The sequence below is a fragment of the Sphingobacterium sp. JUb56 genome (assembly GCF_014191365.1).
In the GTDB taxonomy this organism is placed as follows: domain Bacteria; phylum Bacteroidota; class Bacteroidia; order Sphingobacteriales; family Sphingobacteriaceae; genus Sphingobacterium; species Sphingobacterium anhuiense.
The window spans coordinates 469732-486712 of sequence record NZ_JACHWL010000001.1; the positions used below are offsets into that span (position 1 = coordinate 469732).

The 16981-nt window shown below is 35.8% G+C and carries 15 protein-coding genes; 10 read left to right on the forward strand and 5 right to left on the reverse strand.

The annotated features are described in order from the left end of the window. Window positions 1-20 precede the first annotated feature (20 nt). Entirely contained in the window at window positions 21-809 is a 789-nt protein-coding gene (locus FHR29_RS01655) for an SDR family oxidoreductase (RefSeq protein WP_206368487.1), read from the forward strand. Window positions 810-858: 49 nt separating this feature from the next. Here FHR29_RS01655 and FHR29_RS01660 read toward each other — a convergent pair whose 3' ends face one another. The 4 genes from FHR29_RS01660 to FHR29_RS01675 all read right to left on the reverse strand — a co-directional run bounded on the left by FHR29_RS01660 (window position 859) and on the right by FHR29_RS01675 (window position 3612). Next, on the reverse strand, window positions 859-1449 hold the full coding sequence (locus FHR29_RS01660) for a YceI family protein (RefSeq protein WP_132770128.1): 591 nt from the start codon (window positions 1447-1449) through the stop codon (window positions 859-861). A gap of 135 nt (window positions 1450-1584) precedes the next feature. Further along, window positions 1585-2166 (reverse strand): Crp/Fnr family transcriptional regulator, encoded by a 582-nt coding sequence (locus tag FHR29_RS01665; RefSeq protein WP_132770126.1) that lies wholly within the window; start codon window positions 2164-2166, stop codon window positions 1585-1587. Between the two features lie 24 nt (window positions 2167-2190). Then, window positions 2191-2898, reverse strand: a complete 708-nt coding sequence (locus tag FHR29_RS01670; protein WP_132770124.1) for an FkbM family methyltransferase — start codon at window positions 2896-2898, stop codon at window positions 2191-2193. A gap of 63 nt (window positions 2899-2961) precedes the next feature. Then, entirely contained in the window at window positions 2962-3612 is a 651-nt protein-coding gene (locus tag FHR29_RS01675) for a YiiX/YebB-like N1pC/P60 family cysteine hydrolase (RefSeq protein ID WP_183911997.1), read from the reverse strand. A gap of 86 nt (window positions 3613-3698) precedes the next feature. Between FHR29_RS01675 and FHR29_RS01680 the strand changes: the two genes are divergently transcribed. The 5 genes from FHR29_RS01680 to FHR29_RS01700 all read left to right on the forward strand — a co-directional run bounded on the left by FHR29_RS01680 (window position 3699) and on the right by FHR29_RS01700 (window position 6965). After that, the gene (locus FHR29_RS01680; RefSeq protein ID WP_021191216.1) at window positions 3699-4190 is read left to right on the forward strand and encodes a hypothetical protein; all 492 of its coding nucleotides are present in this window, start codon (window positions 3699-3701) and stop codon (window positions 4188-4190) included. Between the two features lie 131 nt (window positions 4191-4321). Further along, window positions 4322-4615 (forward strand): hypothetical protein, encoded by a 294-nt coding sequence (locus FHR29_RS01685; RefSeq protein ID WP_021191215.1) that lies wholly within the window; start codon window positions 4322-4324, stop codon window positions 4613-4615. Between the two features lie 2 nt (window positions 4616-4617). Then, window positions 4618-4992 (forward strand): hypothetical protein, encoded by a 375-nt coding sequence (locus tag FHR29_RS01690; protein WP_132770120.1) that lies wholly within the window; start codon window positions 4618-4620, stop codon window positions 4990-4992. Next, the gene (locus FHR29_RS01695; protein WP_183911999.1) at window positions 4992-6134 is read left to right on the forward strand and encodes a glutathionylspermidine synthase family protein; all 1143 of its coding nucleotides are present in this window, start codon (window positions 4992-4994) and stop codon (window positions 6132-6134) included. Before FHR29_RS01690 ends, FHR29_RS01695 begins: the two co-directional genes overlap by 1 nt. Window positions 6135-6518: 384 nt before the next feature. Next, window positions 6519-6965, forward strand: coding sequence for a DoxX family protein (locus FHR29_RS01700; RefSeq protein WP_132772605.1), 447 nt, complete (start codon window positions 6519-6521; stop codon window positions 6963-6965). A 75-nt stretch (window positions 6966-7040) separates the two neighbouring features. On the opposite strand, the gene purL is transcribed toward FHR29_RS01700, so the two are convergent. Beyond that, window positions 7041-10715 (reverse strand): phosphoribosylformylglycinamidine synthase, encoded by a 3675-nt coding sequence (gene purL, locus FHR29_RS01705; RefSeq protein ID WP_183912001.1) that lies wholly within the window; start codon window positions 10713-10715, stop codon window positions 7041-7043. A gap of 410 nt (window positions 10716-11125) precedes the next feature. Between purL and pheT the strand changes: the two genes are divergently transcribed. The 4 genes from pheT (at window position 11126) to rny (ending at window position 16014) form a co-directional block, all read left to right on the forward strand. Beyond that, window positions 11126-13522, forward strand: a complete 2397-nt coding sequence (pheT, locus tag FHR29_RS01710; protein ID WP_183912003.1) for a phenylalanine--tRNA ligase subunit beta — start codon at window positions 11126-11128, stop codon at window positions 13520-13522. A 36-nt stretch (window positions 13523-13558) separates the two neighbouring features. Continuing rightward, window positions 13559-13867, forward strand: a complete 309-nt coding sequence (locus tag FHR29_RS01715) for a hypothetical protein (RefSeq protein ID WP_021191211.1) — start codon at window positions 13559-13561, stop codon at window positions 13865-13867. 55 nt (window positions 13868-13922) lie between these two features. Continuing rightward, the gene (locus FHR29_RS01720) at window positions 13923-14213 is read left to right on the forward strand and encodes a cell division protein ZapA (protein ID WP_021191210.1); all 291 of its coding nucleotides are present in this window, start codon (window positions 13923-13925) and stop codon (window positions 14211-14213) included. A gap of 247 nt (window positions 14214-14460) precedes the next feature. After that, window positions 14461-16014 (forward strand): ribonuclease Y, encoded by a 1554-nt coding sequence (gene rny, locus FHR29_RS01725; RefSeq protein ID WP_132772610.1) that lies wholly within the window; start codon window positions 14461-14463, stop codon window positions 16012-16014. The last annotated feature ends 967 nt before the right edge of the window (window positions 16015-16981 follow it).

A 16981-nucleotide genomic window follows, 5' to 3' on the forward strand; every position in this document is an offset into this window, starting at 1 on the left:
TAGACATGATATAAAATAATATGATACAAATAAATTTAGAAAATAAGGAAGCATTGGTTGGTGCCAGTTCTGGTGGTATAGGTTGCGCAATAGCACAACAATTAGCCTTACATGGTGCATCTGTCACTTTAATGGCTAGAAATGAAGAGAAGCTGAAAATTGCACTTGCTACATTAGATAGGAGTAGAGGACAGCAGCACCGTTATCTTGTCGTAGATTTTAATGATTTTGAAGAATACCAACGTGTAATATCCCAGTATTTTACTCATCATGTTGTTGATATATTGATTAATAATACCAATGGTCCGAAGGCCGGCACTATTGCAGATCAATCATTAGCAGACTATCAACGGGCATTTGACTTATTATTTAAGACTCACTGTTATACGACAGATCTGGCATTACCTCATATGAAAAGTGCGGGTTATGGGCGTATCATTAATGTTTCTTCGTTAACTGTAAAAGAGCCAATGTCAAATTTGGTATTATCGAACACAGTGCGTACGGCATTAATGAGCTGGAGCAAATCATTAGCGAAAGATGTTGCCGTTCATAATATAACAGTTAACAGTGTATTGACAGGTCTATTTGATACTGCGCGCATTCAATCATTGACACAGATGGATGCGGAGCGTCTAGATATACCGTATGAAGAGGCTTTGTCTTTGCGATTGAAGCAAGTTCCCATGAATAGATTGGGCAGACCCGAGGAGTACGGTTATCTTGTCGCCTTCATCTGTTCTGAGTATGCGAGCTACCTCACGGGATCCAATATTCCACTTGACGGTGGCATGATGAATGGATTTTAAAATAAAAGCCCTTAAGTATTTACTTAAGGGCTTTTATCTGTTTATTTTCTTAATTCAGTACGATTTCTGTATTTACTGTGATAGCCACATCTGCTGCGACAGCTTCAACCCCTGATGGTAATTTATCATTATATTTCATTCCGAAATCAAAGCGATTAATAGTAGTTTTCGCAGTGAAACCAGCCCGTGTCTTTCCCCAAGGATCAGTAATGATTCCTCCGTTCTGAGTAACGTCAAAAGTAACTTTCTTTGTCACATCTCTGATTGTTAGATCGGCGATTAATACATATTTTCCTTTTTTACCCTGTTTAAAAGAAACAGATTTTAATTTCATTGTTGGATATTTCTCTGCATTGAAAAAGTCATCTGATTTTAAATGGCCGTCACGAGCATCTATTCGTGTGTCAATACTGTTGACATCAATCGTGAAATCTAATTTTGCATTATCAAAACTTTCTTTGTTCGGAGCATCAATGGATCCGGATACTTTCGTGAATTCACCATCGACAAAGCTTATCCCTAAGTGATTTACATCAAATCTTGCGTTTGTATGTGCAGGATCTGCACTCCATTTTACTTGTGCTAAGGCGCCATTGATCATTAAGACTGTGGCTGCTACAATTTTCAATAAATTATTCATAATCTTTCTTTTTATCTTTTTTAACAGTAATCTTGTTCAAAATGTTTGTCGATAAACAAATAAATTGTTGTATTAACTTGTACAAAGATGACGAATAATGCTGTTTTAAAAATTGACCTACATCAATAAAATGTACTATTTTTTTGGTTTTAGGATCTGCCTTTTTAATCGGCTTAAAAACTCTTGTGTAACTCCGATATAAGATGCGAGCTGCAAATTAGATATTCTGGGGTATATTTTTGGATAACGTTTAATAAAATCCAGATAGCGCTCCTGTGCCGTAAATCCCAGAGCCGCAATGATGCGATGTTGTGATGCTACTTGAGCTCTTTGGGACATAATTCTGAATAGCCGTTCTACTTGAGTACAATTAGTGAAGAGTTTTTCTTTCTGTTCTCTCGAGATTATTAGTATTTCAGAATCTTCTAAAGCTTGAATATATAATTGAGCGGGTTCTTGATCATTGAAGCTGGCAATATCTGATATCCACCATTCTTCTATAGCGAAGTATAAAATATGTTCTTCTCCATTTGGAGTCAAATAGAAAATTTTAAAACAGCCTTTCTTTACAAATCCTTCAAAATTGCATATTTCCCCTGCCCGCAGAATGAAGCTCTTTTTTTTTACATGTGTTTGGGTGTAACTAGACGTGATCTGTTCAAGTTGTTCTTCTGTAACGGCTATTCTTTTTTTTATGTAATCCTTGAAAATGTCCATGAGATAATTAATTCTGAAATGATATTAACTAGAGACTTTAATAAAAGAAATTTCTTCTAAAGTATCAGAAATCCCAAATACTTTGTATCCATGTTGATGTAAAGAGTTTAATAACTCTTTTGTTTTTTCAATTCCATTATCAAAAAATCTTTCGTGTATTTCTAATAAAATCTGGCGGATCTCGATGGATGAATTTAGAATACTTTCTATGACGCAATATTCTGAGCCTTCAATATCCATTTTTAGCACATCGATGTAGCTATGGTTGTTTTCAGATACAATATCTATAAGTGATTTCATTTGTACTTCTACCATATTATTCTCATCAACATTTTGATGGTTAATGATGGAGCCGGAGACATGCTCTTTGTTTTTTGGTAAATTGAAATGGGTTATTCTGGTTTCCTTGTCCAATCCGAACGGATGAAAATGAAATTTGGGAGATAGATCTGATCGTTGCGCTATCCATTCAATTGATTTCGGTGTTGGGTCATAGCCATGGACATGGCAATTGTGCTTTTGTATAATGGCATCATCAAAAGAAGTGTCTTGTCCTATTCCAAAAGAGTATACAATCGCATCGGGATGCAGCAGATCTGGATTGACAAAAAATCCACCATAAGAATTTCCGTACCAAACATGTGGACATTTATGTTCGATCTTGAATGATGATATTTTTCCAGAAAGTATTTTATATTGCTTCTTCAACGTGTTGATTAGGCTTGGACTCATATAATTTGTATGTTTGATGGTGGTCGTAAGTTACGATAAAAATTAATTTTAATGATATTCTAATTAATTTAAGGGTGTTAGAAAACCGATTTTTGTTAATTTTTCTGACGCTGCCAATCCATTGGGATTGCAACCTAGTTTTCCTTCAGGAACTTCCAGTCCTTGTTTGTTATAAAAATCTTTCCAAAAGTTGTCTATTTCACCCGTAGCAGGATTGATGAAGGTCATGGGCTCTAAGGTAAAAATTTGAGATTTTCTAAAAGCTCTTTCGATAAAATCGGAACAATAGTAAGTGTTTTCATTTAAAATATAGCTCCAATTGTACGGTTTTCCCAGCATATTTTTTGCAGTTTTTATCGCTAGGGGTATAGCTTTCTGATATTCTTTTTTTAGTCTGTAAACGACTAAATTGTTTTGATTATTTTTTTGAGAATCATAAAAATCTTTTAAGTTTTGACGTATGGATCCATTTTTGGAACTTGCGTGTAAAACAAAAATAGAATCATGCTCAACTTCTAAGAGTCCAATGTGATCAAAAGAATTTTTTTTGTCACGTTGTGTCACACGGTTTATAGCTCCAGATAGATTTTCTTGTTCCGCCTCTACAAAGATAAGATCACCATTTTTAAGGTTTTTAGTTTCAACTTTTTGAGCAAAACAAAGTTGGGATAAAAATATAACTAGGATGCTGAAAAATATTCTTTGTGCTTTCATGGCATAAATTTACATGCAATTTGATGTAAATAGAATCATTAGCTAAAAATAATTATGTAATGATAGAATGTTTGTATCTTTGCAAGATGGGAAAAATGTATAATGATGTGGTGGAATTATTGCCCGAATTGATTCATTGCTTCAATAATCATTTGATGTTTGATAGCTTAGAGGAGGAAGATGTAATTTCATTTCTTCCAATCGAAGATGAAGAAGTTGCGAAAGAGTTTGTAGCTCATACAAATAAGGTATTATCCGACCACTTTGAAGTTGAGGATGGTGAATTATGTTATCCTGAAGACAGTTATTTGGATAAAATTGACAATCCTATTTTCTTTTGGAAGGATTATTTAGGATGCTTTTTTAATTTTGAATTGGTTGAGGATTTGTTGGATAGAGAAGATATAAGAGGAACAAGTTTTGGAACTTACCGAATTACCCATATTGCCTTTATTAACGAAGTAAATAAACGGATCAAAAAAAGAAGATTAAATGGAATAAACCTTGAGTATCGTGTTATTCCAACTCCTTTGGACAGCAATAAACATTGGAATCGTACATACGATAAAGAATTTTAATCAAATCATTATCTATCGTTTTAAACGTTCGTTAAGTACTGTTTTTTTTTAATGTTTTGTATTTAGTTTTTTGTAAATTGCCCTATTATTTTCTAAGCTAGCAGTATTCTTCTTGTTTAAATTCCGTTGAAATGAAATATATTTTATTCGTACTTCCAGTCATGGTTTTCATGAGTTGTTCCAATGCGCAACAAGATAAGCCATTAGAGCAGTTAGATAAAAAGTCTGCTCGTGAAGTGGTTTTAGTGACCGAAGTGAAGGGTGATTCAGTCCTGCATATTACTAAACAGCATATCTGGTTTAATGGAGAGCAAATTGCTTCTCAAAGTGATACGATCATTACAGCAAAGAAAGTGAATACCTGGAGTGTTGGGGATTCTGCTCAAACACTTAGTGAAGTTCCTATTTACGTAACCGTGCAGTAATTATGAGAAAAAAAACATCTTCAGCGATTAAATTAGTATTAATTACTTCCGTTTTGGCCTCATGTGGAACTGCTCAGTCTCCTCCGGAGGATAAAAATAAACAGCGTGTTTTTATGCGTGCTGATTCTACTGCTCCTTATACAGAAGTTACAAATGATTATAAGGATCAGCATCGTACGGGCGGAGGTATGGGGTCTTCTCTTTTGTGGTTTATGGCCTTTAGACATCTTGGGGGAGGAATGGGATATGCGAACAATAATCTAAATCCCAGTTCTGTTTCTGGTACTAATGCTAAAAAATCTGCTGCATATCAAGCAAAGCGAGGTGGTTTTGGCAATACTGCTGCTTCTTCCCACTCTTCTTCTGTCGGTTCATAATGAAAATTAAACATCTTACGATTGATCCAAATTGGAAATCTAGATTAACGGCTATTGGATATGGTTATCATTCGGATCATGATGAACCTTACTGGATAGATAATTATTACTACGAAATCACTAGTAATGAAGCAGACACTATTTATCAAGCAACAGCTGAGGTTTGGGATATGTGTCTAAAAGCAGTTGAACATGTGATTGCAAATAAGCTCTACGCTTTATTTCATATTCCCGATCATATGGTACCTCATATCGAACAGTCGTGGGAAAGTGAATCTCCTTCAATTTATGGTCGTTTTGATTTTGCTTATGATAGCAGTAAAAGAAAATTAAAGTTACTGGAGTTTAATGCAGATACACCGACTTCTTTATTTGAGTGTGGCATTGTCCAGTGGTATTGGAAAAACCATTATTTTTCAGAATCAGTCGATCAGTTTAATAGCGTACATGAGCAATTGATCACTTCTTGGAAAGATATTAAACCTTATCTCAAAGGTGATATTTTGTATTTCACTTGTGCAAAGGAGACATTGGAGGATCTGACCAATGTAGAATATTTAAGAGATACGGCCACACAAGCTGGCATCCAAACACAATTGATCTACGTCGACGATATTGGTTGGAATGGAAATTCATTTATTGATTTAGAGGGTGACTCGATCCAATCTATATTTAAATTGTATCCTTGGGAATGGATGGTACATGAGGAGTTTGGGCACCATATCCTCAATGATATCAATAAAACTCAATGGATAGAGCCTTCATGGAAAATGATACTGTCTAACAAAGCTATTTTACCCATATTATGGAATTTGTTTCCGCATCATGATAACTTATTGCCAGCTTATTTTGAAGAGCAGAGAACACTTAGAAATTACATTAAAAAACCTATTCTATCCAGGGAGGGTGCTAATATCGCAATGTATTATGATAAGGAGCTCATTTATTCAACATCTGGTGCATATGGACATGAAGGGTATATTTATCAAGAGCTGGCCACACTTCATAAAGAAGAATCGGGTTTTTCTATCATAGGCAGCTGGATTATTGGACAGGAACCGTGTGGTATAAGTTTTAGAGAATCGACTATGCCCATCACCACGGATAAGAGTCGATTTGTTCCGCATATCATTAAGCATTGATCAAAAATTGATGGTCCTTTTTATCCCAAATAGACTATTTACTTTTTGGACATTCTAATTCCTGCTTTAAAGTCCGGAATATTTGTTCATATTCTTGGAACCGATGTTCTCTTATCGGCCGAATGTACGGTTCAGTTTTAAAGTATAGCAACATGCATGGTGCAATTTGTTTGTACTTCGGTACATACTCATATGTAATGAATTCTCCATTAGCAATACGCTGTTTTATTTTATTATGATAAGGATACATCTATTTATATTAGCAATATATTAAAATTACTTTTTTTTATTAAAAACAGCTATTATTCTTTGTTGAAAATTATATAAAAACAAAACTAATTTAGGTTTGTTGTAGCTATAAATCAATAAGAAAGGAATAATATTATGAACCTTATTCACAAAATTGAGCATTGGGGTGATACGCATCATCCGCAATGGATAGATTACCTACGGATTGCTGTAGGATTCTTAATTTTAATCAAAGGAATGAGCTTTGTTGGTGATCTAGATCGGGTTAGTTCTTTGGTGCAGCAAGTTAACTATACATTTTATATTTGGGGAGGGGTGCATTATATTGTTTTTGCCCAGATTGTCGGTGGGATGTTTATTATTTTTGGCTTCCAGACCAGGTTAGCTTGTCTAGTTCTTTTGCCGATCTTGTTTGGTGCTGTATTTTTTGTAAACTTAACGCATGGATTTAGTTTTCTTAATGGAGAATTATGGTTGTCCATTGTTGTTCTACTTTTGCTTATTTTATTTCTTGTTATGGGTTCGGGTAAATATTCATTAGATAATTTAATGAATAGACCTGGTTATGAGAGAAAGATTTAATATTGATTATATCAATTCAAAAAAAACCTCCTGCAATTCATGCAAGAGGTTTTTTTATTTTTTCCGTATAGAAAACTATTTTTTATTTTTTTCAATCCAAGTACGGGCATTTACAAATGCTTCTAACCAAGGTGTCACTTCATCTTGACGATCCTTCGGATAATTTGCCCAATTCCATTGGAATGTTGAGCGCTCAATATGTGGCATGGTTACCAAGTGACGACCAGTTTTGTCACAAAGCATAGCTGTATTATAATCAGAGTCATTAGGGTTTGCAGGGTACTGATCGTAAGCGTACTTAGCAACAATATTATATTGTGACTCTTCTTCAGGTAAATTGAATTTACCTTCACCATGTGAGATCCATACCCCTAATGTTGTACCAGCTAACGTTGATAACATGATCGAGTTGTTTTCTTGAACGGTAACGGATAAGAAATTAGATTCATGTTTCTGTGAAGTATTATGAAGTAATTTACCATGAACTCCGTGTTCTGGGTTGATTAATTCTAATTCCATAAACAATTGACAGCCGTTACAAATACCTACCGACATGGTGTCAGGACGGTTAAAGAAATTTTCTAATGCCGTTTTAGCTTTTTCATTGTACAAAAATGCACCAGCCCAACCTTTTGCAGAACCTAGAACATCAGAGTTCGAGAATCCCCCAACAGCACCAATAAATTGAATGTCTTCTAGTGTTTCACGTCCTGAAATTAAATCAGTCATGTGGACATCTTTTACATCAAATCCCGCTAAGAACATCGCATTTGCCATTTCGCGTTCAGAATTTGAACCCTTTTCACGAATGATAGCTGCTTTTGGTCTAGGTTTTGATTCGTCTATTGCAGGTTTCAACCCCGTGAAGTGATTTGGGAATACAAAATTCAATGGCTGATTTTTGTAATTATCATAACGAGCTTGAGCAGTTCCATTTTTAGATTGTTTTGAATCTAATAGGAAAGACGTTTTATACCAAGTATCACGAGTTTCTACAACATTGAAAGTAAACGTGTCAGCATTATTTTTGAAGGAAACTTCTGCACCTGAGATTGCTTCTCCAATCTTAACAGCATCAATACCAGCAGCGGCGAAAGTACTTTCAAATGTAGCGTCATCTTTTGCCTGTAAAACAACAGCAATGTTTTCATTGAATAGTGCTTTTACAGTATCTGCTTCACCTAAGCTTGATAAATCATAATTTGCAGCTAAGTTTACATCTGCAAATGTCAGTTCTAATAAAGTCGTAATTAAACCTCCTGAACCAATGTCATGACCAGCTTCAATTTGTCCAGCTTTTATTAAATCTTGAATCGTATTAAAAGCCGTTTTAAAATATGTTCCATCTTGAATGGTTGGAACTTCTTTACCAATCTTGTTTAAGATCTGAGCGAATGAAGAACCGCCTAATTTGAAACTATCTTTTGATAGATTGATATAGTATATAGAACCAGCATTTTTATTTAGCACAGGTTCTATAACCTTTGTAATATCCGTACAGTTACCAGCTGCAGAAACGATCAAAGTACCTGGAGCGATGACATTGTCACCGTTCGGGTATTTTTGTTTCATCGATAGTGAATCTTTTCCTGTAGGGATATTGATTCCTAATTCCAAAGCAAAATCTGAACATGCTTTGACAGCTTTATAAAGGCGAGCATCTTCACCCTCGTTGTTACAGGCCCACATCCAGTTTGCCGACAGTGATACACCTGCAAGACCATTTTTAATAGGAGCAAATACTAAGTTTGACAATGATTCGGCAATAGCCGTTCTACTTGCCGCTGCAGGGTCTATAATTGCTGCTACGGGAGAATGACCTACTGTAGTTGCTACACCTTCTTTACCTTTGTAATCTAATGCCATTACTCCCACGTTATTCAATGGTAATTGTAATGGACCAACACATTGTTGTTTAGCAACACGTCCGCCAACACAACGGTCAACTTTATTGGTTAACCAATCTTTAGAGGCTACTGCTTCTAATTGCAGCACTTGTTTTAGGTAAGTTGGGATATTTTCAGTGCTGTAATTTACATCTGCGTAATTTCTAACGACAGTTGTATCCTTCATAATTGTTTTGGGAGATGACCCGAAGAAATCTTCTAAGGCATAATCCATTGGTTTTTCACCGGTTGTTTTTGATTCGAAAGTGAAACGGTGATCTCCTGTTACATCGCCAACAGTGTACATTGGAGAGCGTTCGCGATCGGCAACGCGTTTTAACGTGTCAATATCTTTTTCACCGATCACTAATCCCATTCTTTCCTGAGATTCGTTACCGATAATTTCTTTTGCTGATAGGGTAGGATCACCTACAGGTAGTGCATCTAAATCAATTAGGCCGCCTGTTTCTTCTACTAGTTCTGAAAGGCAGTTTAAGTGACCTCCTGCACCATGATCATGAATAGATACAATTGGATTGTGATCGGATTCCACCATTCCACGAACTGCATTTGCGGCACGTTTTTGCATTTCTGGATTTGAACGTTGAATTGCATTTAATTCAATACCGGAACCGAAAGCTCCTGTATCAGCAGAAGAAACTGCTGCTCCTCCCATACCGATACGGTAATTTTCACCACCCAGTATAACGATCTTATCACCAATTTTTGGAGTATGTTTTTTTGCCTGGTTCAATTTACCATAGCCTATACCACCAGCCTGCATGATTACTTTGTCAAATCCTAATTTTCGGGCATCTTCTTCATGTTCGAATGTTAAGACCGATCCTGTTATTAAAGGCTGTCCAAATTTATTGCCAAAATCTGAAGCACCGTTGGAAGCTTTGATTAAAATGTCCATTGGAGTTTGGTATAACCATGGACGTTCTTCCATCGCTTGTTCCCAAGGACGGTTTTCTTCTAAGCGGGAGTAAGACGTCATATAAATCGCTGTTCCTGCTAAAGGTAATGATCCTTGTCCTCCAGCTAAACGGTCGCGAATTTCACCTCCTGAACCAGTTGCTGCTCCTGAGAAAGGTTCAACGGTAGTTGGGAAATTATGTGTTTCTGCTTTTACAGAAAGTACAGAGTCAAATTCTTTTTCTTCGTAAAAATCTGGCTTATCTGCAGATTGTGGTGCAAATTGGGTGATCCGTGGGCCTTTAACAAAAGCTACGTTATCTTTATATGCCGAAACGATTTCGTTGGGATTTGTTTCAGATGTTTTCTTAATCAATTTGAAAAGCGATGTCGGCTGTTCTTCGCCATCGATAATAAAAGTACCGTTGAATATTTTATGGCGACAGTGTTCTGAATTTGCTTGAGAGAAGGCAAATACTTCTGAGTCGGTTAACTTACGATCTAATTTTGTTGCTAAGTCCGAAAGATATTGAACTTCCTCAGGATTTAAAGAAAGACCTTCTTGTTTGTTATAAGCATCAATATCCTCAATTTCTAAAATAGATTCAGGAGCAATATTGATGGTATACATTTCTTGTGTCAATGACTCATATTTTTGAGAAATCATTGGGTCGAAATCGATAAAATCAGCTTGTGCCTTATGGAATTCTTCAATTCGAATAATCCCTTGAATACCCATGTTTTGGGTTATCTCTACGGCATTGGTACTCCATGGAGTAATCATAGCTGCACGAGGACCAACATAATAATCGTTTAAGGTTGCTTTTTCGATTTTGGTAGCGTTTCCAAATAGCCAGTTTAGTTTAGAGATATCATCGGTTGATAAATCTTGTAGGGTTTGCACACCGTAAACGATGTCGCTTGGGTTCACAAAGAAATGAATCATTATAACTGTAAGTTTTGAACGTTCTTCAAATTAAAATACAAATTTACGTTAATCCTTTGACTTATTAGGAATGAAAAGTGCTAAATAATCGTAAAAATATTTTTTACTCTTAAGCGGTTCATCTTTTGCTTGATCTCAACTTCTTTTTAATTTTTGAAGTACTTACGATTTTAAGTTTTATATGCTGTAAATGAGCTGCCCATACGTTCTCTTTTTTTATTACTTAAATATAGAAACTGAGCCAGTCTATAAAACTGAATTGGTTATTTACATACAAATTTTAATATTATAGGTAGTAATAAACTCTCAAGGGTAGAGGATAAAACGATAAATTTGCATGGATAAGACTGTAATTATATTGCGAATCAGAGCAAATTTATCTAAGTTTGTGCGTAAAATAAGATTCTAAAATGAATATTTCATATAAGTGGCTTAAAGATCATATCGATATTGATAAAAAACCAGAAGAGCTTTCTTTGATTCTAACTAACGTAGGATTAGAGGTTGAGGTTTTAGATGTGGTCCAAAGTATACCAGGAGGTTTAGAAGGGTTGGTCATAGGGGAAGTAAAATCATGCGAACAACATCCGAATGCAGATAAATTGAAAGTTACAACGGTTGATGTTGGTCAGCCCGAGTTGTTAAATATTGTCTGTGGAGCTCCAAATGTAGCAGTCGGTCAAAAAGTTATTGTTGCGACAGTTGGTTCAACAGTTCATCCAACTAGCGGTGAGCCTTTTAAGATCAATAAATCAAAAATCCGTGGTGAAGTTTCTGAAGGAATGCTCTGCGGGGAGGATGAAGTTGGTTTAGGCAATTCGCATGCAGGTATTGTAGAACTTCCTTCAGATGCTGGGGTTGGTACACTTGTCAAAGATTTTTATCAGATCGAAGATGACTACCGATATGAAATTGGTTTGACTCCGAATCGTGCAGATGCAGCTTCACATTTAGGTGTCGCTCGTGATATTGCCGCATATTTTAGATCTGAAATGAAGCAAATTGATCTTTCTAAATTTAAAGAAGTGTCTGGTGTCAATACAGAAGTAATTGTAGAAAATCATTCCGGCAGTCCAAGATATTCAGGAATTAATATTTCAGGTGTTAAAGTAACTGAATCCCCTGATTGGTTAAAGGAGCGTTTAAACGTTATCGGTATTCGTCCCATTAATAACATCGTTGATGTTACTAATTTTATATTACATGACTTGGGTCAGCCACTTCATGCTTTTGATCAAGATAAGATTGCAGGTAATAAAATTACTGTTAGACAAGCGAAACAAGATGAGATTTTTGTCACTTTAGATGGTGTTGAGCGTAAGCTTTCTGCTGAAGATCTTGTTATTGCCGATGCTGAGAAGCCAATGTGCATCGCTGGTGTTTTTGGTGGTGCTAATTCAGGCGTTTCAGAATCGACTACAAACATATTTTTAGAGTCAGCATATTTTAATGCAGTTTCAGTACGTAAAACAGCAAAGCGTCATCATCTGAAAACAGATTCTTCTTTCCGATATGAAAGAGGAACTGATCCAAATATTACCGTTAATGCATTAAAAAAGGCGGCTATTCTGATTCAAGAGATCGCTGGTGGTGAGATCACTTCTAATATTACCGATATTTATCCTGCTGTTATAAATCCATTTGCTTTTAATGTCAATTACCATAATGTCCGTAAATTAATCGGTCAGGATATACCTAATGAGGAAATAAAATCAATTATAGTTGCCTTAGGTATCGGTATTGAAAAAGAATCGGCAGATAGTATTGATGTATTAGTTCCTGCTTATCGTGTTGATGTTACGCGTGAGGTGGATGTGATAGAAGAGGTTTTGCGTATCTACGGTTACAATAACGTAGCATTGAAACCACAGATAAAGTCATCTTTAAATACTTCGGAAAAACCTGATAAAGAGGTTGTTTTAAATCAACTGGCAGATTTGCTTATTGCAAATGGTTTTAGAGAAATTCTTTCGAATTCATTAACGAAGTTGGATTATGTAAATGATGAAGCGACCGCCGTTCGTTTGTGTAATCCATTAAGTTCTGATTTGGATACCATGCGACAAAATATGTTGTTTTCAGCTTTAACAGCAGTTTCTTATAATCAAAAGAGAAGAAATTCTGATTTGAAGGTTTTTGAAATTGGAAAAACATATTCGATCGATGGTGAGGGATATAAAGAGAAACAGCACTTGGCTATTGCTATTAGTGGAAAGTTGGAAGTTGAGCAATGGAACAATAGTAAACAATCGGTAAATTTTTACAATCTGAAAGCGGTTGTCGATCTTATTTTGAAAAGATTGAAAATTGAAGGACTTCAGTTGGAAGATGCACCTACCGATCATTTCGCTTACGGATTAAGTTATATGAAGGGTACAAAACCTTTAGTAACTTTCGGAGCGGTATCTGATGTTTCTTTATCCAAAGCTGACGTCGATGGGCAAGTGTTTTTTGCTGATTTTGACTGGGATCAAATACTGAAGATCATCCGTAAAAATGTTATTAAGTTTAAAGAGGTATCTAAGTTTCCTGCTGTAAAACGTGATTTATCGTTGTTGATCGATGAAGCAGTTACGTTCAAACAATTGGAAACAATCGCGCATAAAACCGAACGTAAACTCTTAAAAGAGGTTAAAGTATTTGATGTTTATAAGGGAGACAAGATTCCTGTAGGCAAAAAATCATATGCTTTGAGTTTTATTATCGAGGATGAGGAAAAAACTTTAATGGACAAACAAATTGACGCAATAGTTCAAAAATTAATTCTTAACTTTGAGAAAGAAGTAAACGCAGAAGTGCGTGGTTAATTTGAATAATAACATTTAATTGTATAAATTTAGTATATGGCAGCATTATCTTCACAAATGAATATTATCGTTGAGAAAACGAAAAACTTGATTCAAATGTGCGAAGTCTTGCAAGAAGAAAATGATTTACTTAAATTAGAGGTTCAATCGCTTCAAGTCGCTTTCAATACGAGTAGCGATAAGAATAAGCAAATGGAGGAGCAAATGAAAGCAATGGCAGTTGCTCGTTCTCTTGATAGTTCTGAAGCCGATAAGGATGCAATTAATGAGAAAATACTTGACACAAAGCAAAAAATTAACGATTTTGTGCGAGAAATAGACAAATGTATTAGTTTGTTGAAGTAAGTGAAGAGTGTAGTACAAGGATAACTTACTAATACAACGTAAAGCTCAAATAACAATGGGAGAGATTTCCATCAAAATAAATATCGCTGATCGTGTGTATCCGCTACGTGTTGATACAGCAGAGGAGGAGATAATCCGCCATGCAGCGAAATTGATTAATGAAAAAGTAAAAGAGTTACAAGATAGCTATACTGTTCGTGATAAACAGGATTTATTGTCAATGTGCGTCCTTCAGTACGCAACAGGAATGTTGAAAGCTGAGCGACAAGTTCAAACACAAGATCAAGGTTTAGAGCAATCAGTTCATGAACTGGATCAGCTATTATCTAATTTCTTTACAAAATAATCGTTCTTTATAGCGCTTTACTAAACGAATTTGCCGCAGTTGAATTCGGGTTGTCACTATTTTAAACTTAACGCTTCAATATTACAGGCGAAAAAGATGTAGGTCATTTTGCGTAAGCCATCTGGACCATGATCATAGCCTAATCATATGATATAGAAGTTTAATAATATTAGATACCCGTTATTTAATTGCGGTTTTTTTTTGAAAATTATAAATAAATAAAATACATATAAACAATTAATATTACATGGACATCGCAATTTATATCATACTTTCTCTGATTGTTGGTATTGCAATTGGCCGTTATCTTTTAGCTCTTTTGTTTAGTAAACAAACAGCAGAAGCTCAAGAAAAGGTGAAAAGCATTATAAAAGAGGCAGATCAAGAAGCAGAACATCTGAAAAAGAAAAAGCTTTTAGAAGCTAAAGAGAAGTTTCTACAGCTAAAATCAGAGCATGAAAAAGAGGTCAGTCAGCGAAATAATACAATCAGTCAAAAGGAAAATACCTTACGCCAGAAGGAACAATCTGTCAATCAGAAGCTTGAGAATTTAAACCGCGAAAAACAAGAATTAGATGGAACCCGTAAACAGCTTGAAAAGCTTGTTGAAGTAAATGAAAGTAAGTCTGAGGAAGTCGAGCAGTTAAAGTTACAGCAGATTAAACAACTGGAAGGTATTGCTGGAGTTACAGCGGAAGAAGCTAAAAATCAACTGGTCGACTCTTTGCGTGAAGAGGCACGTTCACAAGCAATTAGCCAAATTAAAGATATCGTTGATGAAGCTAAATTGACAGCAACAAAAGAAGCTAAAAAAGTGGTCATCCAGACCATTCAACGTACGGCTACAGAATCTGCTATTGAGAACACGGTTTCTATTTTCAATATTGAGAATGATGAAATCAAGGGCCGTATTATTGGACGTGAGGGACGTAATATTCGTGCATTAGAAGCTGCTACTGGTGTTGAGATCATTGTTGATGATACCCCTGAAGCAATTATTTTATCGGGATTCGATCCTGTTCGTCGTGAAATCGCTCGTTTGGCTTTGCACCGTCTTGTGACAGATGGACGTATCCACCCTGCGCGTATTGAGGAGGTAGTTGCAAAGACACGTACACAGATAGAAGACGAAATTGTTGAAATAGGTGAACGTACAGCTATTGATCTTGGTATTCACGGTTTACACCCGGAATTGATCCGTATGGTCGGTCGTATGCGTTACCGTTCTTCTTATGGACAGAACTTGTTACAGCACTCCCGTGAGGTTGCAAATTTTGCAGCTACAATGGCAGCAGAGTTGGGGTTAAACGTTAAGCATGCAAAACGTGCTGGTCTTTTACATGATATTGGTAAAGTGCCTGATGATAATCCAGAATTGCCACATGCTATTTTGGGAATGCAACTGGCTGAAAAGTATAAAGAACATCCTGATGTTTGTAATGCTATCGGTGCTCACCATGATGAAGTTGAAATGACAGCAATGATTTCACCAATTGTGCAAGCTTGTGATGCTATTTCAGGAGCTCGTCCTGGGGCTCGCCGTGAAGTCGTGGAGAGTTATATCAAACGACTAAAGGAGTTAGAAGATCTAGCATTATCTTATCCAGGCGTTGAAAAAACTTTCGCTATACAAGCCGGTCGTGAATTACGTGTTATTGTTGAAAGTGAAAAGATATCTGATGCACAGGCTGAGATTCTAGCCGCTGATATTTCAAACCGAATTCAGACTGAGATGACTTATCCAGGTCAAATTAAAGTAACTGTTATTCGTGAAATCCGTTCTGTCGCCTACGCGAAATAAAACGAGATTTTAAAAATATAGCTTAAAACTAAGGCTGTCTCATTTATTTGAGACAGCCTTAGTTTTTTTAATGATTTGCGCTATTAAGAGGATGTTTTTACTGTTATATATTCAAAGTAGCTCATTATTCTACGTAACATGGAAAGGAGGAGCATGTGATTGATCTTATCGCGGTATAGTTTGCGCACAAATTCTTCTGTTTATTTTATTTCACCATACTGCAAAGCAAAGTTGTTACATGGATTTTTCGTTTCGTTTGACTGAAAAATAAGCTCCCAAAGATGATTATGAATAGATTCGAGTAAAAATAACACTTTCCATAGGTGCAGAGAGTTTCTGCGAGGAGTACTTTGGGTTTTAACAGGGGGCTAAATAGTATTGCAATGTTACTTGTTTGTAAATCATTTATTCTTAATAGTTAAATAGGATTAGCTTAAAAGCATGTTACGTAGCGATACTTAAAGGCCATCCAGAATTTTCAATAAGCCGTGTCGCAATATGAACTACCCAGAGTACCGAAATGTATCGCCATAATGCACGACACTATGGCTATGGAGATAAACCAATCGGCCATAGCGCGTTGCTTTATTGCCTTTGCGCATCATGATTGACTAAAGGCGCATAGTCAGTCCGCCATATTGCGATATATGTAGGCGGGAGGGAGAAAGTAATAAGCCATTGTGCTTTGCTTTACTGCGTTTGCGCAAAATGATTTCTACATTTATCGTGTCGAAAGGGCCAAGGTTTCATTGTCTTTTATGTATTGTAGTCACTCTAAACTTAAATAGAGAACATCCTGGCATAAAGCATATGTTAAGATATTTTTGCTTCTGAGGGTGAAAATATCTTCCCTTGCTATCTAGTCTCTAATAAGAAAAGCTGTCTCTTAAGTAATTTTTGAATATTTGTACCGTGATGAAAATAAGTGTTTTAGATTTCTTTTTGATCCTATTTAATGATTAAGATT